27 protein-coding genes are annotated in these 25,876 nt (G+C 71.1%); 15 read left to right on the top strand and 12 right to left on the bottom strand.

What is annotated here, in order from left to right; translation table 11 throughout:
* Nucleotides 1-6: 6 nt before the first annotated feature.
* The 3 genes from ACYVF3_RS23230 to ACYVF3_RS23220 are packed head-to-tail and all read right to left on the bottom strand — an operon-like array spanning nt 7 to nt 2,763.
* Complete coding sequence (locus ACYVF3_RS23230) at nt 7-1,032, bottom strand: NAD(P)-dependent alcohol dehydrogenase (RefSeq protein ID WP_461156363.1); 1,026 nt, start codon at nt 1,030-1,032, stop codon at nt 7-9.
* Nucleotides 1,029-1,772, bottom strand: a complete 744-nt coding sequence (locus tag ACYVF3_RS23225; protein WP_461156362.1) for a metal-sulfur cluster assembly factor — start codon at nt 1,770-1,772, stop codon at nt 1,029-1,031. Before ACYVF3_RS23225 ends, ACYVF3_RS23230 begins: the two co-directional genes overlap by 4 nt.
* Nucleotides 1,765-2,763: an amidohydrolase family protein gene (locus tag ACYVF3_RS23220; protein WP_461156361.1), complete on the bottom strand. Its 999-nt coding sequence runs from the start codon at nt 2,761-2,763 to the stop codon at nt 1,765-1,767. The genes ACYVF3_RS23225 and ACYVF3_RS23220 overlap by 8 nt, the downstream gene beginning before the upstream one ends.
* A 177-nt stretch (nt 2,764-2,940) precedes the next feature.
* On the opposite strand from ACYVF3_RS23220, the gene ACYVF3_RS23215 reads away from it, so the two are divergent.
* The 4 genes from ACYVF3_RS23215 to ACYVF3_RS23200 all read left to right on the top strand — a co-directional run bounded on the left by ACYVF3_RS23215 (nt 2,941) and on the right by ACYVF3_RS23200 (nt 7,030).
* Nucleotides 2,941-4,407 carry an AAA-type ATPase lid domain-containing protein gene (locus ACYVF3_RS23215; protein ID WP_461156360.1) on the top strand — a complete coding sequence of 489 codons (1,467 nt, stop codon included), beginning with the start codon at nt 2,941-2,943 and terminating at the stop codon, nt 4,405-4,407.
* Nucleotides 4,408-4,450: 43 nt separating this feature from the next.
* Nucleotides 4,451-5,092 (top strand): hypothetical protein, encoded by a 642-nt coding sequence (locus ACYVF3_RS23210; protein ID WP_461156359.1) that lies wholly within the window; start codon nt 4,451-4,453, stop codon nt 5,090-5,092.
* A gap of 88 nt (nt 5,093-5,180) precedes the next feature.
* Entirely contained in the window at nt 5,181-6,179 is a 999-nt protein-coding gene (locus ACYVF3_RS23205) for a zinc-dependent alcohol dehydrogenase (RefSeq protein ID WP_461156358.1), read from the top strand.
* Nucleotides 6,176-7,030: an SMP-30/gluconolactonase/LRE family protein gene (locus tag ACYVF3_RS23200; RefSeq protein WP_461156357.1), complete on the top strand. Its 855-nt coding sequence runs from the start codon at nt 6,176-6,178 to the stop codon at nt 7,028-7,030. Before ACYVF3_RS23205 ends, ACYVF3_RS23200 begins: the two co-directional genes overlap by 4 nt.
* Before the next feature lies 1 nt (nt 7,031).
* Here the strand turns inward: ACYVF3_RS23200 and ACYVF3_RS23195 are convergent, their stop codons facing one another.
* From ACYVF3_RS23195 to ACYVF3_RS23180, 4 genes are all read right to left on the bottom strand, one after another.
* Nucleotides 7,032-7,817, bottom strand: coding sequence for an NPP1 family protein (locus tag ACYVF3_RS23195; protein ID WP_461156356.1), 786 nt, complete (start codon nt 7,815-7,817; stop codon nt 7,032-7,034).
* A 204-nt stretch (nt 7,818-8,021) separates the two neighbouring features.
* Nucleotides 8,022-8,465, bottom strand: a complete 444-nt coding sequence (locus ACYVF3_RS23190) for an NUDIX domain-containing protein (protein WP_461156355.1) — start codon at nt 8,463-8,465, stop codon at nt 8,022-8,024.
* On the bottom strand, nt 8,462-9,328 hold the full coding sequence (locus ACYVF3_RS23185; RefSeq protein WP_461156354.1) for a flavin reductase family protein: 867 nt from the start codon (nt 9,326-9,328) through the stop codon (nt 8,462-8,464). Before ACYVF3_RS23185 ends, ACYVF3_RS23190 begins: the two co-directional genes overlap by 4 nt.
* A gap of 259 nt (nt 9,329-9,587) precedes the next feature.
* Nucleotides 9,588-10,211: an MSMEG_1061 family FMN-dependent PPOX-type flavoprotein gene (locus tag ACYVF3_RS23180; protein ID WP_461156353.1), complete on the bottom strand. Its 624-nt coding sequence runs from the start codon at nt 10,209-10,211 to the stop codon at nt 9,588-9,590.
* Between the two features lie 131 nt (nt 10,212-10,342).
* On the opposite strand from ACYVF3_RS23180, the gene ACYVF3_RS23175 reads away from it, so the two are divergent.
* The 7 genes from ACYVF3_RS23175 (at nt 10,343) to ACYVF3_RS23145 (ending at nt 16,843) form a co-directional block, all read left to right on the top strand.
* Nucleotides 10,343-11,017: a helix-turn-helix domain-containing protein gene (locus ACYVF3_RS23175; protein WP_461156390.1), complete on the top strand. Its 675-nt coding sequence runs from the start codon at nt 10,343-10,345 to the stop codon at nt 11,015-11,017.
* Between the two features lie 264 nt (nt 11,018-11,281).
* Nucleotides 11,282-12,070 carry an alpha/beta fold hydrolase gene (locus ACYVF3_RS23170; RefSeq protein WP_461156352.1) on the top strand — a complete coding sequence of 263 codons (789 nt, stop codon included), beginning with the start codon at nt 11,282-11,284 and terminating at the stop codon, nt 12,068-12,070.
* Nucleotides 12,071-12,160: 90 nt separating this feature from the next.
* Nucleotides 12,161-12,838, top strand: coding sequence for a GntR family transcriptional regulator (locus ACYVF3_RS23165; protein WP_461156351.1), 678 nt, complete (start codon nt 12,161-12,163; stop codon nt 12,836-12,838).
* A 187-nt stretch (nt 12,839-13,025) separates the two neighbouring features.
* Complete coding sequence (locus ACYVF3_RS23160) at nt 13,026-13,670, top strand: DJ-1/PfpI family protein (protein WP_461156350.1); 645 nt, start codon at nt 13,026-13,028, stop codon at nt 13,668-13,670.
* A 117-nt stretch (nt 13,671-13,787) separates the two neighbouring features.
* Nucleotides 13,788-14,204 carry a VOC family protein gene (locus ACYVF3_RS23155; protein WP_461156349.1) on the top strand — a complete coding sequence of 139 codons (417 nt, stop codon included), beginning with the start codon at nt 13,788-13,790 and terminating at the stop codon, nt 14,202-14,204.
* Between the two features lie 103 nt (nt 14,205-14,307).
* On the top strand, nt 14,308-15,009 hold the full coding sequence (locus ACYVF3_RS23150) for a class I SAM-dependent methyltransferase (RefSeq protein ID WP_461156348.1): 702 nt from the start codon (nt 14,308-14,310) through the stop codon (nt 15,007-15,009).
* A gap of 196 nt (nt 15,010-15,205) precedes the next feature.
* Nucleotides 15,206-16,843 carry an FAD-dependent oxidoreductase gene (locus tag ACYVF3_RS23145; RefSeq protein WP_461156347.1) on the top strand — a complete coding sequence of 546 codons (1,638 nt, stop codon included), beginning with the start codon at nt 15,206-15,208 and terminating at the stop codon, nt 16,841-16,843.
* Between the two features lie 3 nt (nt 16,844-16,846).
* On the opposite strand, the gene ACYVF3_RS23140 is transcribed toward ACYVF3_RS23145, so the two are convergent.
* Complete coding sequence (locus ACYVF3_RS23140) at nt 16,847-17,113, bottom strand: helix-turn-helix transcriptional regulator (protein ID WP_461156346.1); 267 nt, start codon at nt 17,111-17,113, stop codon at nt 16,847-16,849.
* A gap of 87 nt (nt 17,114-17,200) precedes the next feature.
* Here ACYVF3_RS23140 and map point away from each other — a divergent pair, with 87 nt between their 5' ends.
* Both map and ACYVF3_RS23130 read left to right on the top strand, forming a co-directional pair.
* Entirely contained in the window at nt 17,201-17,965 is a 765-nt protein-coding gene (map, locus tag ACYVF3_RS23135) for a type I methionyl aminopeptidase (RefSeq protein ID WP_461156345.1), read from the top strand.
* 237 nt (nt 17,966-18,202) lie between these two features.
* Nucleotides 18,203-18,472, top strand: coding sequence for a zinc finger protein (locus ACYVF3_RS23130; RefSeq protein ID WP_461156344.1), 270 nt, complete (start codon nt 18,203-18,205; stop codon nt 18,470-18,472).
* Between the two features lie 111 nt (nt 18,473-18,583).
* On the opposite strand, the gene ACYVF3_RS23125 is transcribed toward ACYVF3_RS23130, so the two are convergent.
* On the bottom strand, nt 18,584-19,342 hold the full coding sequence (locus ACYVF3_RS23125) for a dienelactone hydrolase family protein (protein ID WP_461156343.1): 759 nt from the start codon (nt 19,340-19,342) through the stop codon (nt 18,584-18,586).
* A 185-nt stretch (nt 19,343-19,527) separates the two neighbouring features.
* Between ACYVF3_RS23125 and ACYVF3_RS23120 the strand changes: the two genes are divergently transcribed.
* Both ACYVF3_RS23120 and ACYVF3_RS23115 read left to right on the top strand, forming a co-directional pair.
* Entirely contained in the window at nt 19,528-20,013 is a 486-nt protein-coding gene (locus ACYVF3_RS23120) for an SRPBCC family protein (RefSeq protein ID WP_461156342.1), read from the top strand.
* A 99-nt stretch (nt 20,014-20,112) separates the two neighbouring features.
* Complete coding sequence (locus tag ACYVF3_RS23115; RefSeq protein WP_461156341.1) at nt 20,113-22,149, top strand: HelD family protein; 2,037 nt, start codon at nt 20,113-20,115, stop codon at nt 22,147-22,149.
* Between the two features lie 19 nt (nt 22,150-22,168).
* Here the strand turns inward: ACYVF3_RS23115 and ACYVF3_RS23110 are convergent, their stop codons facing one another.
* The 3 genes from ACYVF3_RS23110 to ACYVF3_RS23100 are packed head-to-tail and all read right to left on the bottom strand — an operon-like array spanning nt 22,169 to nt 25,855.
* Nucleotides 22,169-22,648: a (2Fe-2S)-binding protein gene (locus tag ACYVF3_RS23110; protein ID WP_461156340.1), complete on the bottom strand. Its 480-nt coding sequence runs from the start codon at nt 22,646-22,648 to the stop codon at nt 22,169-22,171.
* A complete protein-coding gene (locus tag ACYVF3_RS23105; protein WP_461156339.1) occupies nt 22,641-23,492 on the bottom strand; it encodes an FAD binding domain-containing protein in 852 nt (283 codons plus the stop codon). The genes ACYVF3_RS23110 and ACYVF3_RS23105 overlap by 8 nt, the downstream gene beginning before the upstream one ends.
* Nucleotides 23,489-25,855 carry a xanthine dehydrogenase family protein molybdopterin-binding subunit gene (locus ACYVF3_RS23100; RefSeq protein WP_461156338.1) on the bottom strand — a complete coding sequence of 789 codons (2,367 nt, stop codon included), beginning with the start codon at nt 25,853-25,855 and terminating at the stop codon, nt 23,489-23,491. The genes ACYVF3_RS23105 and ACYVF3_RS23100 overlap by 4 nt, the downstream gene beginning before the upstream one ends.
* Nucleotides 25,856-25,876 lie beyond the last annotated feature (21 nt).

Below are 25,876 nucleotides of genomic sequence, written 5' to 3'. Positions count from 1 at the left end.
TCCTGGTCAGGGGGTCAGGATCGCGCGCCCGCGGATGCGGCCGGCGTCGAGGTCGTCGAGGGCGTCCTGGAAGCGCTCCAGCGGGTACTTGCTGGTGTGCAGGCGGACTTCGCCTCGCGCGGCCAGCACCATCAGCTCGCACAGGTCGTTGTAGGAGCCCACCAGGTTGCCGATGAAGTTGATCTCGGCGGAGATGATGTCGATCGTCGGCACGTCGATGTTCTCGCCGTAGCCGACCACGTGGTAATCCCCTGCGCGGCGCAGCATCCGCACGCCGTCGGAGGTCGCGCCGCCCTCACCGACGAAGTCGATGACGGCCTCCGCGCCGTGCCCACCGGTGAGCTCCTGCACCTGCTCGACGTGCGTGCCGTCGGCCACCACGCCGTGATCGGCGCCGATGTCGACCGCCAGCTCCACCGCCTCCGGGTTGCGGTCGAGCACCACCAGCTCCGCCGCCGAGATGGCCTTGAGCACCTGGATCCCGATGTGGCCGAGCCCTCCCGCGCCGACCACCACGCAGCGGTCGCCGGGACGCAGGGTGCGCGCCGCCTTCGCCGCCGCGTGGTAGGCCGTCAGGCCCGCATCGGCCAGCGCCGCCACGTCCGACGGCTCCAGCGAGTCGTCGATGCGCACCACGCTGCGCGCCGAGGTCTTGAGGTAATCGGCGTAGCCGCCCGCGGTGTCGATGCCCGGGAACAGCGACTGCTCGCAGTGCACGTCGTCGCCGAACCGGCAGGCCCGGCACAGCCCGCAGGTCGCCAGCGGGTGCACGATCACCTTGTCGCCCTCGGAGACGTTGGTGACCGCGTTGCCGACCGCGTGCACCCAGCCCGCGTTCTCGTGCCCGATCGTGTAAGGCAGTGCCACACCGGACTTCTCGGCCCACTGGCCTTCGAGGATGTGGATGTCCGTGCGGCACACGCCCGCGCCGCCGATCTTGACCACCACGTCGAAGGGCCCGGTCGGTTCCGGCACCGGAACCTCGGTCAACCGCATCGGCTCGTGGTAGCCGACCACCTGCACCGCTCTCATCCTGCTCGTCCTCCCGAAGTCATGGCTCGTGAAGTCTGGTCCGCCTCCGAGCCGGGGTAGCGGGTGCGCAGCAACCCGCGGCAGAAGTGCGAGTTGCCCTCGACGGAGATCCGCGTGGCGCGGGCGAACCGCAGCCGGAACGGCACCTGCTCCGGGGTGCACGGCCGGCCCTCGTCGTCGACCAGCACCAGCGCCGACGGCGAGTTGTCGAAACCCACCGCCGCTCGACGGTTCAGCAGCGAGCGCGTCGCCCCGTCGGACGGCAGGTCCGCCACGGTGATCGCGTGCAAGTCCGCCTCGGACAGTTCCGGGCGGTTGGTGAGCAGCGTGGTCAGCGCTCGCTCCATCGCCGCCGCGTGCGCCTTGCGGCGGAACGTCGCGCGCAGCTCCTCCAGGTCCTCGTCCGCCTCGCCGGGGAAGGTGTCCTTGTACCCGGCATCGGCGGCCAGACCGGTGTTGATCAGCTGCGAGTCGTGGTGGTCGTCGAGTTCCACCACCACGGCCGTGACGCCCGGCAGCGCCCGCAGCACGTCCTTGGCGTCGGAGGCCATCAGGTAAGCGAAGTTCGGCGCGCAGAACGAGGTCGGCAACCGCAGGTGCGCCTCGACCTCGCCGGACTCGCCGACCTCCAGCGACCGCACGAACCCCAGGTCGGTGATGGGCTCGTCCAGCTCCGGGTCGATGACCTGGTGCAACGCCTCCCACGCTGCTGCTGCCAGTTCGGCGGCCACCTCAGACACCCGCCTTCTCGGCCACGTCCAGCCGCGCCGGCACCGCGATGTCGTACATGCGGGCCGCGTTGAGGCCGAGTATCTTGCGCTTCTGCTCCACCGTCAGCGGCGCGTACTCGGTCATGTCCGCCGGGATCTGGAAGTCCACGAACCGCTCGACGAGCCACTTCGGCGTCCAGATCGCGTAGTCGCTGGAGAACTGGATGCGGTCCTCGTCCAGCCAGTACAGCAGCTCGCCGATGATCTGCGCGAAGTAGCGCGGACGCGAGTGGATGAAGGGCATCGCCACCGCGAGTCCCGCGTGCACGTTGGGCTCCTGGGTGGCGATCCAGCAGAAGTCCTCCAGGCGCGGCAGACCGCAGTGCTCCACCACGAAGTTCATCTCGGTGAACTCGGTGGCCACCCGGTCCACGTCGGCGACGTCGAAGGCGTCGCGGTCCAGCGGGCGGATCGTCGGGCCCTTGTGGATGTGGACGTTGCGGATCCCCAGCTCCTGGCAGGCCTCCAGGTAGCGGTAGGTCCACGGGTCGTCGAGCTTGTACCCGCGCGAATCGCCCTGCCACTCAGCGGTGTAGAGCTTCACGCCCTTGAGCCCGAAGCGCTCGGCGTCTCGGCGCAGCTGATCCAGCCCCGCTTGCTCGAAACGCGGGTCCCAGCAGTGGTTGTAGGTGAGCTTGTCCGGGTGCTCCTGCGCGAGCGCGAACGCCTCCTCGGTTTGCCCGAAACCGTTGCCGTAGAAGGCGCTCAGCAGTGCGGGCTGGAAGATCGCGTGGTCGACGTAGCCCTCGTCGAACAGGTCCCGCATGAGGCGCTCGCCGCCTTGGTACAGGAAGTCCTCGTAGGGCCAGACCTCGGATTCGGGACTGAGGTTGCGGTGGTAGTCGTAGAAGCAGTCGATGAACTGCTTGCCGTGGATGTTGCGCTGGTTCTCGGCGCGCGCGTCCCAGAGCGCGACGTGGGCATCGAGGATGAAGTAGTCCTCGCCGTCCTTGCTGTACATCGTGAAACCTCCGCTACGTGGCAGCCGTGGCACGTCGGGAGGGAACGGTAGGAGCGGTGGGTGGCTCGCGGGGGTTCCCGGATGTCTCACTTTGAGACAGCGAGGCAGGCGTGGCGCTTGCGCAGTGCGCTTACCCTGGGTCCACCGGCGCAAGGACGCGTCACCAGGAGGTTTGAGATGCACGTTCACCGGAGCGCGCCCGACTCCGCCGCCTGCGCGGCCACCGTCACGCCCAGGGTTCGCGCGTCCTGGCGGCGCAGCGCCGGCTACGGGCTGACGGTCGAGGAGATGCGCCCGGTGTTCACCGGCTCGGTCGACACCGGATCGCTGCTCTACGAGTGCGGCAGCGCCGTGCTGCGGGGGCTGCAGGCAACGCTGGCCAACGAACCGGTGAGCATGATGATCACCGATCCTGAAGGGCTGGTGCTCAGCCGCATCTGCGAGGACGGCACGATCAACCGCTCGCTGGACCGCGTGAACCTGGCCCCCGGCTTCTACTTCGCCGAGGAGAACGCGGGCACCAACGGACTCGGTCTCGCGCTGGCGGATCGGGCCCCGTCGCTGGTGCGCGCCGAGGAGCACTACTGCGCAGGGCTGCGCGGCTACACGTGCGCGGCCGCCCCCGTGCTGGACCCGGTCAGCGGTGGTGTGGCCGGCAGCATCAACCTCACGACCTGGTCGGAGTCGGCCTCGGAACTCCTGCTGGCCCTGGCCCAGTCGGCGGCGGGCAACACCACCGCGCTCATGCTGGCCCGAGGTGCCGGACGCAGCTCGCACCCGATGCCGCGCGGCGAGGTCTTCCGCGTCTACGCCGACCGGATGCGCGCACCGGACGCCTCGGTGCTCACGCCCGGCTGGCGCACCGCCTTCGCCGAGGCGCGCTCGGCGTTCCGCGGTGGCCGGGCGGTCGCGGTGGTCGGCGAGCCCGGCACCGGCAAGACCGCGCTGGCATCCCTGGCCCGACGCGAGCTGCGCCGGGAGCGGGTGCTCAACGTCCGCCCGCCCGCCCCCGACGACGTCGAGGCGTGGCTGGAGCTGTGGACGCCCGAGCTCGGCAAGGACAGCACCTGCGTGATCATCTCCGGGGTCGACCGGCTGCCCGCGTGGGTGATCAGCGAGCTGGCGGCGCGGCTGGCGGAGGTCCGCGTCCACGACGGCATGCAGCCCTACGTCCTGACCGCCGAATCGGCCGGGGACATGCCCGAGGAGCTGCGCAGGCTGGTCGACGCGGTCGTGGAGGTGCCCGCCCTGCGGTTCCGCCCCGACGACGTCCAGCCGCTGGCCCAGCACTTCGCGCGGCAGCGTCGCCGCCGCGATGTCCGGTTCACGCCGCAGGCCGCCCGAGCTCTCGGATCGTTCGACTGGCCGGAGAACGTGCGCCAGTTGCGCCAGGTGGTCCGCGAGGCGGCCAGCCGCACCGATCTGATCGACCTCAACCACCTGCCGCCGGAGGTCTTCACCGGCCCGGGACGGCCGCTCACCAGGTTGGAGGCGGTGGAGCGCGACGAGATCGTCCGCTGCCTCGCCGAGCCGGGCACGACCGTCGGCGAAGCGGCTCGCGAGCTCGGCGTCAGCCGAGCCACGATCTACCGGAAGATGGCCCAGTACCGGATCACCGTCCCCGGACGCGCCTCCCGCACCTGACCGGCCGCTGGGACTGGGCCGATGAGGAAGATCGAGGCCGTTGATGGCGCCGCGCCTGCGTCCCGGGCTGAACCGGCTACGGTGCAGTGCCGTGAGTGACCGGTACTGTTCCGCCGCCTTGACCGTGGCGCGCTCCGCGACGTCGTTGCTCGTGCTGGTCGTGGGAGTCACCGCGCTCGGGTGGTTGTGGGGTACCGAGAACCTTGCCGGACGGTTGCTCGTCGCGGTGGTCTCCTTGCCGTTCATCGGCTTCTACCTGGTGCATTGCAGTGAGCACCTGACACCGCGGCGTTGGACTTGGACAGTCCAGTTCCTGGTCGCTCTGGCGATTCCGGCGTCGGCGTTCGGTGTTCCCTCCTGGCTGTTGATGATCGTCGGAGAGCGCCTCCCCGGGTGTCGTCTGCAATCGGTGGTGGAGACGAAGGACAACCGCGGGCTGCAGTACGAGAACGACTTCTCCTGCGCACCGCACGGGGAACTGACGTACACCTCGCGCGGAGACCCGGCCGGCATTCCTGGCCAGCGCTTGGACATGCTGACCGATCCCAACGGCCTGCTGGCCGCGATGCCGGTCCACGCTGCTCCGAACGGGTTCGCCTGGGTCGCACTGGTGGCCGTGACCGGTGCCCTCGTCGTTGCGGTGGTCGAGTCTCTGTGGAGTCTTGCCAGGACCCGCAGCTCCTGATCCCGGCGTGCGGCGACGCGGACTGGACAGCGGGTGTTCCAGTGAGCAGTCTCGACCTCGGAGGTATCGGAGCGACGAAGGGGAACGGGTGCGCGCGGTTCGGATCGACTCACCTCACCAGCTGCACGTGATCGAGGCCGAACCCGAACCGCCCGAGGACGGCGAAGCCCTGGTCGAGGTGGCCTGGTCCGGGATCTGCGGTTCGGACCTGGAGGTGTTCGACGGGACCCGGCCGCGGAATTTCGTCCGCTACCCGGTCATCCCGGGTCACGAGTGGTCCGGAACGGTCGTCCAGGTGGCGCCCGGTGTGGATCCGGCGCTGGTGGGTCGCAAGGTGGTGGGCGAGGGGTTCCGCAACTGCGGCCGGTGCACGGCGTGCCGCGAGGGGGACACGACCCTGTGCTCGGCCGACTACGACGAAACCGGCTTCACCCAGCCCGGGGCGTGGGCCGAGCGGCTGCGCATCCCCGCGCGTCTGCTGCACCCGTTGCCGGATCAGGCCGACCTGCGGGCCGCCGCCCTGCTGGAACCCGCCGCGTGCATGGCCTCCGCGGTGCTCAAGGCGCAGGTGCAGGTGGGGGAGCGCGTGGCCGTGATCGGCGGCGGAACGCTCGGCATGCTCGCCACCCAGCTGTTCGCGGCCGCCGGCGCGGGCCGGCTCGTGGTGATCGATCCCCGCGCGGAGCGCGCCGAGGTCGCGAAAGACTGCGGCGCAACGGAATTCCGCGCTCCTGAGGACGTCGGGGGCGGCTACGACGTCGTGCTGGAGGCAGCGGGCGCGTCCGGTGCCGGGCTGCTCGCGGTGCGGGCGACCCGGCGAGGCGGGCGCACCGTGCTCACCGGGATCGCGCCCGAGGAGCACGAACCGCTCGTCCCGTCGGACCTGGTGGGCGCGGCGGTCACCGTGCACACCGTGTTCGGGGCGTCCTCGCGGGCGTGGGCGCACGCCGTGCGGGCCTTCGTGACAGGACGGCTGGACCCGGCCGCGCTGATCACCCACGAGTTCCCGATCGAGGAGGCGAAGCGGGCGCTTGAAACCCTCGCCGATCCGTCCGTTCCTGCGGGAAAGGTGTTGTTGCACCCGTGATCGCTCGTGCGGAGCAGGTGACCGGTCCGGTGGCCGGGCACGGTGAAGGCCCGGTGTGGTCCCCGCGCTGGCCGGGTCTGCGCTGGGTGGACATGCTCGCCGGAGACGTCCTCACGCTCGGCCCCACCGGCGAGGTGCGGCGCCGCCACGTCGGCTCGGTCGCAGCGGCGCTGCGACCGAGGGAGGCGGGAGGCGCGGTACTGGCTCTGGAACGCGGTTTCGCGCTGGCCGACGACTCGTTGCAGGAGGTCCGGCCGCTGCCCGAGCTGTGGAGCGGCACCGACGTCCGGATGAACGAGGGAGCCTGCGGGCCCGACGGCGCGTTCTACTGCGGTTCCATGGCCTACGACGAGCGAGTCGGCGCCGGAACCGTGTACCGGCTCACCCCGTGCGGCCGGGTCGAGGTGGCGCTTAACGAGGTCACCATCTCCAACGGTCTCATGTGGACGGAAGACGGAACGCGCGCCTACTACGCCGACACACCGACCCAGCGGGTCGACGTCTTCGACTTCGAGGCGGGAGAACTGGTCGGCAGGCGGCCGTTCGCGCACATCGATCCCGCGGACGGCTCCCCGGACGGGCTCACCGTCGACTCCGAAGGCGGGGTCTGGGTGGCCCTGTGGGGCGGCGGCGCGGTCCGCCACTACGCCCCGGACGGAACGCTGGCCGAGATCGTCGAGGTGCCCGCGCCGAAGGTCACCGCGTGCACCTTCGGCGGCGAGGACCTCGACCGGCTGTTCATCACCACCTCGCAGGTCGGCACCGATCTGCGGGAGCACCCCGGAGCCGGAGCGGTGTTCGCCGCCTGCCCCGGCGTCCGGGGGCTCCCGGTGCGCTCCTACGCGGGATGACTCAGGCGTTGGGGTCGAAGGCGATGCCCTCGGGCTTGGCCTTCTCCAGGTTTCCGTTGAGCGCACCGTCGGTGATCGCCAGGCTGGCGCTGCCGAAGTCGGCCGAGGTGAGCTTGTCGCGCAGCCCGGTGTCGGACCAGTTGTCCCAGCTCACCAGCGCGGGGTACTGCCAGGTGCCGTAGTGGTTCTCCGGCTGCTCGTCGCCGCCCGCCAACCGGAAGCAGTGCGTGCCGGGGCCGTCCTTGTGGTAGACGACCTTCGCGTGGGTGCCGTCCCACTGGACCTCGTTGGCGGGGAAGGTCGAGTAGTCGCCGTGCGCGGAGGTCGAGACGTACTTCGCCTCGTCGTTCTCCACCCACACGATGACGTGCTCCAGGTCGTGGCGGTGCCCGCCCAGCCCGCTGCCGTCGACGGCCTGGTCCTTCTCGAAGTACAGGTCGTAGACGTAGGCGCACCAGCCGTTGTTGCACTTGGAGCGCGAGTAGGAGTTGGTGTTGTCCAGGTCCGACTGGTCGTGGCAGCTGCCGTTGACGGCGCCGGTGGTGTCCAGGCCGGGAGCGATCGTGCCGTCCGAGCCGATCGCCGGGGTCGGGTAGCAGCCGTCACCGTCGTAGTCGAACGCCGGCTGCCACTTGGCGTCCGCCTCGGCGGCGCTGGTGGGCAGCGCGGCGGGCGGATCGGCGGCGGCGATCGCCGGCGGGAGCGCTAAGAGCAGGACCGCGGCACCCGCGACGCCTGCCGTCAACCTCCCGGCCTTGACGCGGCGCTTTCTGTCCACAGTGTTCATGGGGCGAGGGGTTCCTCTCGTCCGAATCCGAAAGTGATTCGATCATAAACAGTTCCGGATCCGGGCAGGAGAAATCCATTTGAACGGAAAGCGATCCGCATCCACTCCGACCTGCGAATTTCCCAGTTGCGCGCCTGGTGTGGCGAATTCCGGCCCCGCGACTGGCAAAACCGCGAAATGGACCGCCGGTGGTGGTGATCGGACCTAGAGGTGCGGTGTCGCGTGCGCGGTGATCAGGTCCCGGTCCTCCGGGCTGATCGGGTGGGTGTCGTGGGCGTTGGTCCAGACGTAGGCGTCGTGCTCGGTGAGCCGCACGCGCTCGCCGGCCACGGTCACCGCCCAGGTGTGCTGCCGGACGTAGCGCCCCTTGCGGTTGGTGTAGTCGAAAGCGGCCAGGTAGCGGGTGACACCGGTGATGTCGAGCCCGGTCTCCTCGCGGACCTCGCGGCGGAGCGCTTCCAGCAGGTCATCGTCGTGCGGTTCGACCTTGCCCCCGGGCATCTCCCACACGCCGCCGCGGAACCCGTGGTCCGGTCGGCGCAGCATGAGAGCCCGGTCGGAGCGCAGAATGAGCGCGCGGACCACCTGCTGCCCGACCCCGTCGGCGGCGTCCCTGGCGACCAGTTGGGCGAGTTGTGCACTGTTCATGAGTCGGCGGCCCCCTCGATCCGTGCGGCTCGTCGACCAGTTTGACGCGGCGTGGGCGAGAACGCTTCCCGATGTGTGGAAATCCTCACGCCAAATCGCGAGGCTCGTTCGGGTTCTCCGATCGCCGGAGGAGACCGCGATCGGCTCCGCTGCCGCGTCGTGCGCTCGCGGACTTCGTCGAGGTGCGTGCGGAGGCAGTCCGCAGCACGTTCGTGATCACCGGATTCCAGCAGGTCGTCACAGGTCCAGCGTGAGCCGAGGTGACAGGCTGCGGGACACGCACGGGTAGAGGCGGCCGTCGGCGGCTCCGATCTCGTCGCGCGGTGCTCGGGACGGCCGTCGAGGCAGCGGACCTCGCAGCTGCCGCAGACACCTTCCCGGCACCCGGCGGCGACGGGGAGACCGGCGAACCGCAGCGCGTCCAGCAGCGACTCGTCGGCCTCGACCGGAACGGTCCGGCCCGACCGGGCGCAGACCGCCTCGAAGGCGGTGTCCGGTTCGAAAGTCCTGGTGCGCGGGCGGAATCGCTCCACGTGCAGCCGGTCGGCCGGGAACACCGCCTCCGCCTCGGCGAGCATCGGTTCCGGCCCGCAGCAGTACACCAGCGCGGCCGGGTCCAGCGCGGCTGCCAGAGCCGGGAGGTCCGGTCGGCCGATCCGGACTCGATCGCCGTGCGCGCGCCGGAGCTCGTCGGCGAACGGCGTCGACCGGCCGGCGAAGGCCAGCGTCGTCGTGGCCCCGGAAGCCGTCGCCGCGCGGAGCATCGGCAGGACGGGCGTGATCCCGATCCCGCCGGCCACGAACAGGTACTCGTGCGCGGGCAGCAGCGGGAAGGTGTTGCGCGGAGCGGAGATGTCCAGCACCTTGCCGGGGCGGAGGTGGTCGTGGACGTACCTCCTCGGCTCAGCCTCTCGCGGCGCACCGCGATCCGGTAGTCCGCGCTGCCCGGTTCGCCGCAGAGCGAGTACTGGCGGGTGAGCCAGTTCGGCAGCGTCACGTCGATGTGCGCTCCCGGTTCCCACGGAGCCAGCGGTCCGGTCGTCCCGCGCAGGGTGAGCGCGGCGACGCCGTCGGCGATGGGGGAGATGTCGTCGATGATGGCCTTCTGCACGGTCGTGCCTCTCAGTAGAGCCGCTGGTAGCCGCGTTCCAGCACGGAGTTGAGGGTGTCGGGGTCGACGTCGATGCCGAACTGGTCGGCCGCGATCTCGCCGGGCGAGGGGATCTCCTCGGCGAGCGCCTGGCTCGCCGGGTCCCACAGCCGCGAGCGCAGCAGCGCCCGGCCGCAGTGCAGGAACGCCTCCTCGACGCGGACCACGATCGCCAGCTCCGGTGTCCGGCCCTGCGCCTGCATCCGCGCCAGCACCTCGGGATCGTCGGTGGCGTAGCCGGAACCGTTGACCCGCGCGGTTTCCCGCAGCCCCGGGATGAGGAACAGCAGTCCCACGCCGGAGCTCGCAGCGAGGTTGGTGACCGAGTCGGCGATCTGGTTGCCCGGCCGGTCGGGAATCGCCAGCGTGACGTCGTCGAGCACTCGCACGAACCCGGGGTGGTCGCCGCGCGGCGAGCAGTCGAGGCCGCCGTCCGCCCCGACGGTGGCCATGGTCAGGAACGGCGAGTGCGCGATGAAGCGGCGTAGGTGCCGGTCCAGCGCGGGCTGCTTCTTGACCTCCATCATCGCGTCCGGTTCGCCGAGACGAGCCCGGACCTCCTCGAACGGGACCTTCCTGGGTGCTTCCGGGTTCATTCCGCCTCCTGCTTCGGACTGGGTGAGGCCGACAGTAGGGTGGCCGGTGTGCGGCAGGTGGCCATCCATGACCGTGATTCGGCCAATCCGATGCTGGTGGTGATCGGCAACCCGAGGTCGACCCGGGTTCGATCGGTGAGCACCGGCACCGGCGGAACATGCTGTGCTGGTCGGAGTCCGGCACCATCGCCCTGCACGTCGGCGACCGCGAATGGCTCGTCCCGCCCAATCAGGGGCTGTGGGTGCCCGCGGGGGTCCTGCACTCGGTCGAGGTCCGCCGTCCGGGCCGGGGCCGGGTCGTGGTGTTCGTCGACGACCACGGACCCACCGACTGGCACGAGCCGACCGGTGTCGCGATCACCCCGCTGGTCGCCGAGCTCATCGTCCACCTCGACGAGAACCGGCAGCGCGGCGCGCTCCGCCACCACGCCGAATCACTGCTGCTGGGGCTCCTGGAAGCCGTTCCCAACACCGTCTTCGACGTCCCGATGCCCACCGACGAGCGCATCCGCGGCATCGCTGCAGCGCTCCTCGACGACCCGGCCGACCCGCGCGACCTCGACGAGTGGGCCTTCGCGGTGAAGGCCGGCGTGCGCACGATCAGTCGCCTGTTCGCCGCGGAGACCGGCATGACCTTCGCCCGGTGGCGCACCAGGGTCCGGATCCGCGCCGCCGTCGAGCACCTGGCCGCAGGTGCCTCGGTCGGCGCCGCCGCCCGAGCCGTCGGCTACCGGAAACCGGCCGCCTTCGCCGAGACCTTCCACCGCCTCACCGGCCAGCACCCGAGCATCTACCGCACCGGCTGAGACGCCGTCGGTCGGTCCGGTCGTGGGTCCGGTTGTCGGTTCGGTCGTGGGTCCGGTTGTCGGTTCGGTTGTGGGTTCGGTTGTGGGTTCGGTTGTGGGGGTGGGGAAGTTTTCATGAAAACTTCCCCACCCCCACAACCGAACCCACGAACACAACCACCCCACTCCGGGCGATCGCGGGGTGAGACGCCGCTCAGAGCAGTGCCGGTAGATCGCGGGTCTGCGTAGGGTCCCTTCTGGACGGTCATCATCGGGAGGGGTCGCATGGCACCCGCACAGGGGTTCGCGCGCGCGAAGGACGGCACGGCACTGGCCTACCAGGTCGCGGGCAGCGGTCCGCCGCTCGTTCTGCTGGCCGGGCAGGCCAACAACCACCACTGGTGGGACGGCGTTCGCGAGGACTTCGAGGGCGCCCACCGGACCGTCACCGTCGACTGCCGGGGCACCGGCGCGAGCGACAAGCCCGACGAGCCCTACTCCACACCGGGTTTCGCGGAGGACGTCGTCGCGGTGCTCGACGAGCTCGGCATCGACTCCGCCGATGTCTACGGCACGTCCATGGGCGGGCGGACCGCGCAGTGGCTGGCGCTCAACCACCCCGGGCGGGTGCGCCGCCTGGTGCTCGGCTGCACCTCACCGGGCGGGGTGCGAGCCGTGGAACGCGACGCCGACGTCCGGCGCTCCCTCGCGCAGGCCGACCCGAGAGCCGTCGGACGGGCCTTGCTCGACCTGATGTACAGCCCGTCGTTCCTGGCCGCGCACGCCGCTCCGCGCACCGTCCTCGGCGACCGCGGCATGCCGCCGCACGCGCGTCGGCACCACCTCGCCGCGAGCAACGGGCACGACGCCTGGGACCGGCTGGACGAGATCCGTTCCCGGACCCTCGTGCTCCACGGCGCGGACGACCGGATGACCCCGGCGACCAACGCCGGGCTCCTGGCCGAGCGCATCCCCGAGGCGGAGGCGCGCGTCCTGCCCGGACTGCGGCACGCCTACTTCATCGAGGGTCGTCCCGAGGTCAGCGAGTTGGTCGAGGACTTCCTCGCGGCCTGAGCTCCTGCCTGGCCGGGCGGGTGCGGCCCCAGGTGGAGCAGGGCGGCTAGACTTGGTGGACAAAATTGTCACCAATCTGGGGCAGGCGACGTGACCACAGCCAATCGGGACGACATCGGCCAGGACTCTCCGGTCGTGGACGCCATCCGCGAGGCCATCACCAGCGGAGACTTCGCCCCGAACCAGCGACTGGTGGAGGCCGAGCTCTCCGAGCAGTTCGGCGTCAGCCGCGCAGCCGTCCGCAACGCGCTCGTGCAGCTGACCACCGAGGGCCTGGTGGAGCGCATCCAGAACCGGGGCGCCCGCGTGCGGGCGGTGTCGCTGCAGGAGGCCATCGAGATCACCGAGGTGCGGATGGTCGTCGAGGGCCTGTGCGCGGCCCGCGCCGCCGCGCGCGCCACCGAGCAGGAGCACGGCGAGCTGCGCGAGATCGGCGAGCAGATGCAGCAGGCCGTGGCGTCCGGCGACGTGCTCGGCTACTCCGAGATCAACAAGCGGCTGCACGCCCTGATCATGAGCATCAGCGGCCAGGAGACCGCGTGCGCGGTGCTCGGGAGGCTGCGCGGGCAGAACGTCCGGCACCAGTTCCGCCTCGCGATGCACCCCGGACGCCCCTCGGTGTCGCTGCCGCAGCACCTGGCCATCATCGAGGCCATCTGCGCGGGCGACGCCGAGGCCGCCGAAGCAACGATGCGTGCACACCTCGGCAGCGTCATCGACACCCTGCCGGAGATCGGCAAGAGCCAGTCGCGGTTCAACACCCCGTGAACGCGGCGCCGCGGTGACGCTCCACCGAGAGCGCTGGCCAGCAGCCGGCGCCGGTCATCGCTGCTCAGGGTGCGCCGACTGCGCGTGCCACCGGTGATCGGGCAGGAAGCGCACGTCGTAGCGCTCGCCCACGGCGTGCAACGCGTGCGGCTCCGCGGGCGGCAACCCGTTGACCCTGGGAGGACAAGTGCAGGTCGCGATCGCGCTGTACGACGAGTTCACGGCGCTCGACGCCATCGGCCCCTACGAAGTGCTGGCGAACCTGCCGGGTGCCGAAGTCGTGCTCGTCGGTGAACGAACCGAGCCGGTGCACAACGGCGCACGGCTGAAGATCGTCCCGGAAGCCACGTTCGACGAGGTGCCGCGTCCAGACATCGTCGTGGTTCCCGGCGGCAACCACCACGCCCAGCTCCCCGACGGGCCGGTGGTCCGCTGGCTGCGACGGGTGGATGCCACGACGACCTGGACCACGTCGGTGTGCACCGGGTCCCTGCTGCTGGGTGCCGCCGGACTGCTGGCGGGGCGCCGGGCGACGTCGCACTGGATCGCGCTCGACCAGCTGCCCGCCTTCGGCGCGACACCCACCGGGCAGCGCGTGGTGTTCGACGGCAAGCACGTGACGGCGGCGGGGGTGTCCTCGGGAATCGACATGGCGTTGGCCCTGGTCGCGCGGATCGCGGGGGAGCAGGTGGCGCAGGGCGTGCAGCTGGGCATCGAGTACGACCCGCAGCCTCCGTTCGACTCCGGAGCCCCGGACAAGGCCCCGCCGGAGGTCCGGGAGTTCGTCGACGCGCGACTGCGCCCCGTGGTCGAGGGCCGGGCCACGGCCTGACGCCATCGGGCTACTGCCAGGAGGTTCCCCGACCGGCGCGGTGTGTGCACCATGGAGTGACACCGCGCCGGGGCGGTCTTCCGCCGCTCTCCCGGCGCAGTTCCCGAGGAGGCTGGCATGGCCGAGTTCCCACCCATCGCGCACGTGGCGATCACCGTGACCGACCTCGAACGCAGCACCCGCTGGTACCGGGCGCTGCTCGGCGCCGAACCGGTTCTCGACGAGGACGAGACCTACGGCGGTTTCCACCACACCGTGTTCGCGCTGCCGGACGGACAGCTGTTCGGTCTGCACACGCATCCGGGCGGGACCAGGGGCGGCGCGTTCGACGAGCACCGGGCCGGACTGGACCACGTGGCGTTCGCCTGCCGCGACCGGGTCGAACTGGAGACCTGGTGCCACCACCTGGACGACCTCGACATCCAGCACGGCGCCATCATCGACGCTCACTACGGATCCGGGGTCCAGTTCCGCGACCCCGACCACATCGCCCTGGAGTTCTTCTGCCAACCGGCCGAGAAGCAGATCGGCTAGCCGACCGGTGCGATCAGCTCCCGAGGGCCGACGCCGGAGTTCTTCGCGATCAGGGGCTTTTGCGAGCAAGCGATGTGAAAGAACGGGTTCTGACGATTCCAGGATGACGGAAGACAGGAGAGCGCCGAGACCTGCGGAGGCGTTCGCCCTCGACGAGGCCGACCCCGCTTTCGCCGGACAGGCGTTGTACTCGACGAAGGTCTTGCGGATCTACGACGCTGTCGTGGTGCACATCTCGAACGCGCTGGTGTGGCGGTGCCCGGCGCGCGCGATCCGCGCGCTCTACGCGCAGCACGTCAGCGATGCCCACCTCGACGTCGGACCGGCGACTGGTTACTACCTGGACCGCAGCGGCTTGCCCGGGGAGAACCCGAGTTTGGCGCTGCTGGACGCCAACCCCGACGTGCTCCGGTTCGCGTCGCACCGGCTGCGCCGGTTCAGCCCGGAGCTCCACGCCGCAGACGTGCTCGCACCGCTCTCCCTGCAGCCGGGCTCGTACGGGTCGATCGGCCTGAGCTACGTGCTGCACTGCCTGCCCGGCGACATCGGGAGCAAGGCGGTGGTGTTCGACCACCTCAAAGCCCTCCTGCGGCCGGGCGGCGTCCTGTTCGGCAGCACGCTCGTCAACGCCGGTGGTCACCACAACCGGGCGGCGCGGGCGATGATGAGCGCCTACAACGCCAAGGGCGTCTTCAGCAACCTCGACGACGACGTGGACGGGCTCGAACAGGCTCTCGCCCAGCGTTTCTCGCAGTTCGAGCTCCGCCACCGGGGCAGCGCGGTCCTGTTCGCGGCCAGGCCGTGAACAGGACCGGAGGGCGCAGCGGAACGAGCGATGTTCGCTTGTCATGCCACCGAGAGAACCAGTGCCCCGAGCTGGGTCTCGATCATGGATCGGGGTATCCCGAGGAGCGGGAGAGAAGCCCTTCCTTGCCGACCCGGCAAAGAACGTTGCTGAATCCTGGAGGGTCGGGCACCTTGGTCCGTGGAGGTGGTCACTGATGGAGAACGAGGGTCTGACCAGGTACGACGTTGTCGTGGTCGGGGGTGGTGCGGCAGGGCTGAACGCCGCGCTGATGCTCGTCCGAGCGCGTCGCAGCGTCCTGGTGGTCGACGGAGGCGAGCCCCGCAACGCTCCGGCCGCCCACATGCACGGGTTCCTCTCGCGCGACGGCGCGGCGCCCGCGGATCTGCTCGCGAGCGGGCGAGGCGAGGTCGAGCACTACGGGGGAGAGATCGTTGCCGCGCAGGTGATCTCGGCGCGCCGGGACGGGTCGGGGTTCGTCGTGGAGCTGAGCGGTGGACGTCGAGCGGCCGCGCGTCGACTGCTGCTGGCCACGGGGCTGCGCGATGAGCTGCCCGACGTGCCTGGACTCGCCGAGCGGTGGGGGCGCGACGTGCTGCACTGCCCGTACTGCCACGGCTGGGAGGTCCGCGACGAACCGATCGGCGTCCTCGCGGCCGGCCCGATGAGCGTGCACCAGGCCCTGCTGTTCCGGCAGTGGAGCGATCGGATCACGTTGCTGCTCAACGGGTCCGAGCCTCCGTCGGAGGAGGAGTCGGAGAAGCTCGCGGCCCGGGGGGTCGACGTCGTCCCGGAACCGGTCGAGGCTCTGGAGGTCGCGGGAGACGAGCTGACCGGAGTCCGGCTCCGGAACGGGCGGGTCGTGGGGCTGCGCGCCGTGGCGGTGGCCTCGCGGATGGTCGCGCGCACCGAGCTCGCCGCCGGGCTGGGGCTCGAACCGGCCGCGCACCCGAGCGGCGGTGAGTACCTGCCTGCCGACGAGAACGGCCGGACGGCCGCTCGGGGAGTGTGGGTTGCCGGCAACACCACCGACCTGCGCGCGACGGTCATCGCATCGGCGGCGGCCGGGGCCGGAACCGGGGCGATGCTGAACATGGATCTGATCGAGGAGGAGACCGGTCGCGCCGTCGCGGCCGCTCGGGACACCTTCAGCGCGGCGGCGGAGAACCGGACTTGCGAGGTGGCGATGGGCGACAGCCGGCACGGTGTGCACCGCGGGGGAGGAGACCACATGAGCGCGGCGGAATGGGACGAGCGCTACGGCGAGCAGGACCGGCTCTTCAGCGGGAACCCCAACGACGTCCTGGTCGCGGAGGTCGCGGGAGTGCAGCCGGGGCAGGCGCTCGACGTGGGCTGCGGTGAAGGCGGCGACGCGATCTGGCTGGCCACGCAGGGGTGGAAGGTCACCGCGACCGACATCTCCCGGATCGCGGTGGAGCGTGGTGCGGCGGCGGCCGCCGAGCACGCACCCGACGTCGCCGCCAACATCGCGTGGGTCCGGGCGGACCTGGCAGACGAGCACCCGCCGGCCGGCTCGTTCGACCTGGTTTCCGCGCAGTACTTCGCGCTGAAGAAGGAGCGGGGTGAGCAGCCGGTGCGCGCGCTGCTGGAGGCCGTCGCTCCCGGTGGGAGGCTGCTCTACGTCGGGCACGACCCGGCGGCGTTCCCGCCGGACGCCGAGTTCGACCCGGACGAGTACGTCCAGCCCACCGACGTCGCCAAGCTCCTCGACGGCGACTGGGTGGTGGAGACGGATGAGACCCGGCCGCGCACCGGTCCGGGCAAGGAGGACCACCCGCACGACGTGGTGCTCAAGGCGCGGCGCGTGCGCTGAGGGTCAGGAGGCGCTGCGCAGGCTCGTTCCACTGCGCCAGACCTCGGCGACCTCGTGCACCGGCAGGTCCAGGGCGTCGCACAGGCCCACCACGGTGCCGAACGCCGGAGTCGGCAGGCGGCCGGACTCGATCTTGCGCAGCGTCTCCGGGGAGATGCCGGCCGCGCGGGCGATCTCGGTCGCGTCGCGGCCCGCCCGGGCTTCCCGCAGCACCTTGCCCACGCGGGCACCGGAGGAAACCTGATCAGGGGTGAGGGGAAGGCGTACCACGCGTCGAAGGTTACGGTGGTATTTAAATACCCGCAAGGTGCTACCGTGGTATTTAAATACCGAAGCTGAGAAGTCGTAGGAGTGCGCGTGATCGAGTTGAAGACCCCGGCCGAGATCGACAAGATGCGCGTCACCGGCGCGTTCGTCGCCGAGATCCTCGCCGAGGTCGGGGACATGGCGGGGGTCGGGGTCAACCTGATGGAGATCGAGCACCACGTGCGCCGGCGGATCGAGGAGCGCGGTGCGAAGTCCTGCTACTGGGACTACGCACCTTCCTTCGGCGAGGGCCCGTTCGGCAACGTCATCTGCCTGTCGGTCAACGACGCCGTGCTGCACGGGCTTCCGCACGACTACGCGCTGCGCGACGGCGACGTCCTCACGGCGGACTTCGCGGTGAGCATCGACGGGTGGGTCGCCGACGCGGCTCGCACCGTGATCGTGGGTGCCGAGCGCGCGGAGGACCGGAGGCTCGTGCGCTGCACGGAGGAGGCGCTGCGAGCGGCGATCGACGTCGCGAAGCCGGGCAACCGGCTCGGTGACATCTCGGCGGCGATCGAGGAGGTCGCCACCGGCCACGGCTACCCGATCAACACCGAGTTCGGCGGGCACGGGCTGGGTCGGACCATGCACGAGGCGCCGCACGTGTCCAACAAGGGCAAGCCCGGACGCGGGCTCAAGCTGCAGCCCGGGCTGACGATCGCGATCGAGCCCTGGTTCGCGCGCACCACCGCTCGCATCGTCACGGACCCGGACGGCTGGACGTTGCGCTCGGCCGACGGCTCGCACACGGCGCACTCCGAGCACACCATCGCGATCACCGCTGACGGGCCGCGAATCCTGACCCTGCCCTGACCGCGCACCACGGCTTCCGTGGCGATGACGGCGCGTAATTGCATCGGTGTCCGCTATAGTCGGAATGCACGATCAGTCTGGTTCTAAAACCGTGAAATTGTCACCGCGAGTGGTGGTCTCGGTTGGTCTCTCGTGCTTGCGGGGAGGTCAACTACTCCGAACGGGTTGCGTGTGAACGCTCGTTGTTCGGGTAGCGTTCAAGATCGTGACGAGCGCGTTCGAGTTGACCGGGGGCGGATGGCCGGGCGTCGAGCCGCGCTCGCGCGAAGCGGTGGCCTGATGTACCGCCCGCACCCGTTCAGCTGGGTCCCCGCCGAGGGGCAGCGGCACGCGACCACCGATCCCAAGCCGCGCCACGGCTACCACGGGGTCACCGTGCGCACTCTGTGCTCGAAGGAGGTCACGGTCGACAACTCCGAGCTCGGATGGCTGTGGCCGACCTGCCCGTCCTGCAACACCCGAGCCCACGAGATCGTCGGAGTCCCGGAAGCAGATCCCGAGGGCTGAAGCGCTCTTTCAGGATCGGTCTGCGTGGCGGTGCACCTGGCGGAACCTGACGAACCCTCCGAAGAACGCCGGTCCCGCCACGGTTCGCGACGGGACCGGCGTCGGTGTCGTTCAGCGCAGGTTGCGGTGGAACAGCTCCAGCAGGGCGTCCCAGTGGCGTTCCGCCCCGGCTTCGTCGTAGGCGGCCGTGTCGGCCTGGGTGTAGCCGTGCGACGCGCCCTCGTAGACCTCGGTCCGGAAGCGGACACCGGATTCGGTGAGCGCTTCGTCGAGCCGCTCGATCTGCTCGGGCGGCAGCGCGTGATCCTGATCGGCGTGGCCGAAGTACAGCTCGGCGGTCACGTGCGGGGCGACCAGGTGCGGGCTGTCCGACTCCTCGGTCGCCAGGTTGCCCCCGTGGAAGCCGCCCATCGCGGCGACCCGCTCCGGGTAGGCCCCGGCCGTCCGCAGCGCCATCACCGCACCCATGCAGTACCCGGTGACGCCCACCGGCTCGTCCGTGGTCAGCGGGCTGCGAGCGAGCCACTCCAGGTAGGCGCCCGCGTCGCGCATCGCGAGTTCCGGCGTGAGCTGCTGCATGATCGGGCCGATGATCTGGAAGAGTTCCGGGCGCTCACCCGGATCGATGAACTCGGGGAGCTCGAACACCGGGGTCCGGCCCGCCCGGTAGAAGAGGTTGGGCACGAGCACGGTGAAACCCTCGGCGGCGAGCCGGTCGGCCATCGCGCGCAGGTGCGGGCGCAAGCCGAAGGCGTCCATGTACAGCAGCACCCCGGGGTGCTTCCCGTCGCCTTCCGGGTGCGTGAGATACGCATCAGCCACACCATCCGGCGTGGTGATGTCCACCTCGGTCCCGCGTGCGGACGTCATGGGCGCATTCCTCCTCCTGGTCGTCGCTCACCCGATCTAAGCATTCGCGGGCCATCGGCGACCAACGGGGAGAAAGCCGATGGGCGCTGTGCCGGAAGTGCCGCGATCACCCGCTCTGGCGGGTTGCGCGCCCGCTCGGCGAGCGCTACCCAGATCTGGGGGATCCGGCTGGGAGGGGAGTGGTCATGCCCGCGTTCGAGGTCATCACCGACGCCGAGGAGCTCACGGTGACGGTCACCGCGGATTTCGAGGCGATGCCCGGTGCTGTGTGGGAGGCGTGGGCCGACCGTCGGAAGCTCGAACGCTGGTGGGCCCGCCCGGGATGGATCGCGGAATTCGAGGACCACGACTTCAGATCCGGCGGTCGAGCCCGCTACCGGCTCGTCGGTCCCGGCGGTGCGCAAGCCCGGGGGTGGTGGCAGATCTGCGCGGTGGACGCGCCGCACCGGTTGGAGTTCGAGGACGGCACCACCGACGAGAACGGCCACCGCGCCACCGAGTTCGGCGTGAGCCACGTGCAGATGAGGCTGGCCGAGCGCGGAACGGGCGCGCGGATGGTGTTGTTGACCACGTTCGCCTCGGTCGACCAGATCGACCAGATGATGTCGGCGGGCGTGGCCGACCACGCCCGCCGGGCCGTCGGCAGGATCGCCGACCTCCTGGGGGAATGACCTGAAGTCCACACCGGACGGCGCGGTGCGACTGGAATTGTCGTCCGCACTCGGGCACTCTGTGCTGGTTGCAAGACCGAGCAGGGGAGCACTGGGGTAGTGAGCGGCGACGAGCTCGAATTAGAGCAGGAGCACCTGACCGAGTTGTACGCCCACGTCGACGCCTCGCGGGAGCAGGCGGCGGCACGGGTCGAATCCGGCGGCGACCCCGACACGGTCGCGGTGTGGCAGGCCGAGCTCTCCCGCCTGGACGGGATCGAGCACGGGTTGTGCTTCGGCCGGCTGGACATGAACGACGGGACCAGCTCCTACATCGGCCGCATCGGCGTGTTCCGAGAATCCGACGACGAGCAGCTGCTGGTCGACTGGCGAGCCCCGCTGGCCCGCGCCTTCTACACCGCCACCGCCGCCGATCCGCAGGGCGTGCGCCGCAGGCGCCGCATCACCACCCGCGGGCGGACCGTCGTGTCCGTCGACGACGAGCTGCTGGACTCGGACGGTTCCGAAGGGCACCTCGTCGGCGAAGCCGCGCTGCTGGCGGCCGTCACCGCGGAGCGCACCGGCCGGATGCGCGAGATCGTCACGACCTTGCAGGCCGAGCAGGACTCCATCATCCGCTCGGCGGAGCGCGGCGTCCTGGTCGTGCAGGGCGGGCCGGGAACCGGCAAGACGGCCGTCGCGCTGCACCGGGTCGCCTACCTGCTCTACACCCACGAGCACCTGCGCAACCGCGGTGTGCTGGTGATCGGGCCGAGCCGGATCTTCCTCGACTACATCGGGCAGGTCTTGCCGGGACTGGGCGAGAACCGGGTCGTGGCCTCCACGATCGCCGAACTCGGCGACGGCGTGGGACTGGCCGAAGAAGACCCGGAGGCCGAGCGCAAGGGATCCGCCCGGATGGCCGAGGAGATCGCGGACGCGGTCCGCTCGCGCGTCCTCGTGCCGGAGGAGCCGGTCGAGGTCGTCTTCGAGGAGCAGCCGCTGTCCCTCGCCGCCGAGTCGTGCCGGCGCGCCGCGGACAAGGCGCGCGAGGCGGGGCTGCCGCACAACCAGGCGCGGCTGGTCTTCCAGAACGAGCTCGTGGGCTCGCTGGCCGATCTGCTCGTCGAGCGGATGGAATCGGTCGTGCTCGACGACGACGGCCGGGCGCTGGACGGGGGCAGCGCGGACGGCAGCCTCGGCGCCGCCGACCTGCGGGCGCTCTCGGCGGCGGGCGTGGTCGTGGACCCGGACGACGCCTCGCCGCGCGAGATGATCGACGCCGCGGACCGCGACGGCCTGCGGGCATCGCTGCTGGCCGACGGGGGGATCGTCGACGCCCTCGACGAGATGTGGCCGGAGCTGGCCGCCGAGGACGTCGTGGCCGAGCTGATCGGCTCCGCTCCGCGGACGACCGCCGACGTGGCGTTGCTCGACGAAGCCGCTGCGCTGCTCGGAACCGGTTCCGGGGCAGGGGTGTTCGGGCACATCGTCATCGACGAGGCCCAGGAGCTCTCGGAGATGCAGTGGCGCATGCTGATGCGCCGCTGCCCGTCGAGGTCCATGACCCTCGTCGGCGACCTGGCCCAGACCGGAACGTCCTCCGGTGCCCGCTCGTGGGGGCAGGTGCTGGCGCCGCACGTGGCCGACCGGTGGCGGCTGGCCGAGCTGACCGTGAACTACCGGACTCCCTCGGAGATCATGGAGGCGACGGTCGACCTGCTCGCGGGCACCGGGTTGCGGCCGCCGAGGTCGGTGCGCTCCTCGGGTGAGGTGCCGTGGCTGGAGCGCGTGTCCGGGGACGCTCTGGGGGAGCTGGTCGGCCAGGTCGCCGCGAAGCACGAGACGGGCCAGCTCGCGGTGATCGCGCCACCCCGCCTGGTGGCCGAGCTGGCCGCGGTGCTCGACGTCCCGCTCCCGGTCGAGCTGACCGAGTGGGTCGTGGTGCTGGAACCGAACCAGGTCAAGGGCTTGGAGTTCGACTCGGTGCTGATCGTCGAGCCCGCGGAGATCCTCGGGGCGGGCGGCTTCGGGCGCAGCGATCTCTACGTGTCGATGACCAGGGCGACCCGGAAGCTGGGCATCGCGTGCGTGGGCGAAGTCCCGGAACCGCTGGCGGGGCTGGAATCTGGCGAGGGCTCCGCGGCGTCGCGCTGAGCTCAGGAGCGCCCGCGCGTCATGCGCGGCCCCACGCCCGGTTCACCGAGTCGACGATGTGCTGGTACCCGGTGCACCGGCAGAGGTTGCCGCCGAGCAGTTCTCGGATCGCGGCGTCGTCCGGGTGGTCCTCGGGTGATGCGGCGGCGAGCGTCACGAGCAAGCCCGGGGTGCAGAAACCGCACTGGAGCCCGTGGCAATCCTTGAACGCCTGCTGCATCGGGCTCAGCCCGTGATCGGGCGTGAGTCCTTCAACGGTGGTGACCTCGGACCCGTCGGCCTGCACGGCCAGCGTGATGCACGCCCGCGCGGGTTCGCCGTCGATGAGCACCGTGCACGCACCGCATATCCCGTGCTCGCAGCCCGCGTGGGTGCCGGTGAGCGCGAGCTCGTCGCGCAGGAAGTCGACGAGCAGGCGCCTGGCGGGCACCGGGCGGCGGAACTCCCGCCCGTTGACCGTCACGGTGATGTCCCGGTTCGCGGTGGGCGTGTCAGCCATGCGGGATCAGCTCCAGAGCTCGCCGGGTGGAGGTGCGCAGGGCGGCCCGGCGGGTCGCCGGATCGGCGTGCACGTCCTGCGGTGGATCGACCGACTCGGCGGCGGCGTCGGCGGCCTCGTGGATCGATGCGGTCGTGAGCGGACGCCCTCGCAGCACGTCCTCGGCCTCGGGGAGGCGGCGCACCGCCCCGGCGATGCCCAGGCCCGCGAGTCGCGCGTCCGCGACCTCGACCCCGTCGAGCACGACCACCGCGGCCAGCCCGGCGAGTGCGAAATCGCCTGCCCGGTGGGCGATCTCGGCGAAGCCGTGGTGCGCTCGCGGGCGAATCGGCCAGCGGGTCTCGGTGATGATCTCGCCAGGTCGCAGCGTCGTCAGGTACGGGGCGAGGAACAGCTCCCCGGCCGGGACACGGCGCGTGCCCTCCGGCCCGGTGGCGATGACCTCGGCGTCGAGGGCGAGGGCCGCGGCGCACAGCTCGGCCGCCGGGTCGGCGTGGGCGAGGGACCCGCCGAGGGTGCCCCGGGTGCGGATCTGGTGGTGCCCGACGTGGCGCGAGGCGTCGGCCAGCAGCGGGCAGGTCTCGGCGACCAGCGCTGAGGTCTCGATCGCGCGCTGGCGGGTGGCGGCGCCGATCACCAGCACCTCGCCGTCCCGGTGCAACCCGGACATGCCGGGCAGGTGGGCGATGTCCACCAGGGTGCTCGGCCGGGCCAGCCGGAAGTTCATCATCGGCACCAGGCTCTGACCGCCGGCGAGCGCCTTCGCGTCCTCGTCAGCGGCCAGGAGCGCGACGGCGTCGGCCACCGTCGCGGGGCGGGCGTAGTCGAACGGCGGTGGTTTCACGCGCGCGCCTCCTCGATCAGCCCGCGCACCACCGGGGGAGTCAGCGGAACGGTGTCGATCCCGGTGACACCGAGCGGTGCGAGGGCGTGCTCGATCGCGCTCGCGATCGCCGCCGGTGGTCCGATGATCCCGGCCTCGCCCGCGCCCTTGACACCGAACGGGGTTTCGGGCGCGGGACCGCCCAGCTCCTCGACCTCCATCACGGGGATCTCGCGCGCGCTCGGCAGCAGGTACTCCATGAACGTCGTCGCCAACGGCTGGCCGTCGTCGTAGGGGAGTTGTTCGTAGAGGGTTCCGCCGATCCCCTGCGCCACCCCGCCGTGGACCTGTCCGGCGACGGTCAGCGGGTTGATGACGCGACCGCAGTCGTGCACGACCGCGTACCGGACCACCTCGACCACGCCCGTCTCGGCGTCGACGCGCACGACGGCGGTGTGGGTGGCGTTGGTGTAGGCCGCGCAGGCGTTCATCTTGCCGTCGGGGCGCGGGACGTGATCGAGACCGGTGGGTTCGTAGACGGCGCGGGCCTCCAGCCCCGGCTCCACCCCGGGCGGCAGCTCGAAGGTCCGGTGCAGCGCCGACTGGGCGACCTGCGCCCAGGTGATCGCGCTGCCCGGGCTCCCCCGGACCTGGAAGCTGCCGTCGACCAGCTCCAGGTCGTCGGGGGAGGCCTCCAGCAGGTGGGCGGCGATGACGGTTCCCTTGCGCCGCAGAACCTCCGAGGCTCGATCGATCGCGCCACCGGCGACCAGCGCGCTGCGGCTCGCCCAGCTGCCGAGGCCGTAGGGCGCGGTGTCGGTGTCGCCCATGACGACCCGCACCTGCTCGATCGGGACCGTCAGCGCCTCGGCGACGAGCGTGGCGACCGTGGTGTGCGCGCCCTGGCCCATCGCCGAGATGCCGACCGCGACCGTGACCCCGCCGTCGGCGTCGAACCGGACGTCCGCGGAGTCCTGGCTGCTCCAGGTCCCGGTGATGGAGAAGGTGGTGGAGGCGACGCCTTCGACGTAGGTGGCGAACCCGAGGCCCAGGTAGGTGCCGGGTGCGGCGACCTCGCGCTCCTCGGCCAGCATCCGCTCGCCCAGCTCCACACCGCGTTCGAAGGCCTCGCGGTGCGTACCCGATTCCAGCCGCGCACCCGAGGCCGTCTCGTAGGGCAGGTCGTCGGGCGCGAGGATCATCCGGCGGCGCAGTTCCAGCGGGTCGACGCCCAGCTCACGACCGATCTTGTCGACGAGCCGCTCGATCGCGAAAGTCCCCTCAGGAGCGCCGAAACCCCGGTAGCCGCCGGTGGGCGTCTTGTTGGTGACCACTCCCTGCACCGCGATCGCCTGGTGCGGGATCCGGTAGGGCCCGCACAACGAACCGACGGCCACGAGGCTGGGCCCGTACCCGGCGGGGAAGATCTCGCCGGAGCCCAGGTCGGTCCGCACCCGGCCGCGCAGCGCGGCGATGGTCCCGTCCTCGCGCACCGCCGCGGCCAGCTCGATCGCGGTGTCCCGGGCGTGGGTCGCGGCGACCATGTGCTCGTGCCGGTCCTCGATCCACCGGACCGGACGGCGCAGCCGCATCGCCAGCCACGGGACGACGTACTCCTCGGGGTAGATCTCGTTCTTCTGCCCGAAACCGCCACCGACGTCGGGCGTGATGACCCGGATGTCGCGCTCCGGCAACCCCAGCACCGCGGAGAGCATGGCCCGCACGACGTACGCGGCCTGGGTCGAGGTCCACACCGTGAGGCGGTCGTCGCGGTACTCGGCCACCACGCCGCGTCCTTCGAGGGGGACGGCGGAATGGCGGTTCGTGGTGAACGTGCCGCTGATGGTGCGGAAGCGCTCGAACGCCGCGTCCACCTCGGCGCTGTCGGGTTGCACGGACAGCAGCAGGTTGTCGCCCCACTCCGGGTACAGCAGCGCGGCGTCCGGCGCCAGGGCCTGCTCGGCGGTGTCCACAGTGGACAGCGACTCCAGTTCGGCTGCGACGAGTTCGGCGCCGTCCTCGGCCAGGTAGCGGTCGTCGGCGACCACGACCGCGAGCGGGCATCCGACGTAGCGCACCCGCTCGCGGGCGAGCGGGAAGTGCCGCACCGGGCGAACCCACGGCATCCGGTCGGGCACCGCGTCGAGGTCGAGGTCCGCTCCGGTGAAAACCGCGTGCACGCCCGGTGAGTCGAGCGCCGCGGACGTGTCCACGTCCCGGATGCGGGCGTGCGGCACGTCGCTGCGCACGAACGCGGCCTCGACCACGCCCGGCAGCACGACGTCGGCGATGAAACGACCGCGTCCGGCGAGCAACCGGTCGTCCTCGACACGTGGTGTGGGCGCGCCCAGCAACGTCGGACGCCCGCCCTGCATCGACTGCATCAGCCCTCCCAGTGGCTCCGC

It is taken from the genome of Saccharopolyspora tripterygii (genome assembly GCF_054778355.1).
The sequence above is the reverse complement of the archived record's forward strand: the minus strand, read 5'-3'. Positions and strand labels throughout refer to the sequence as shown.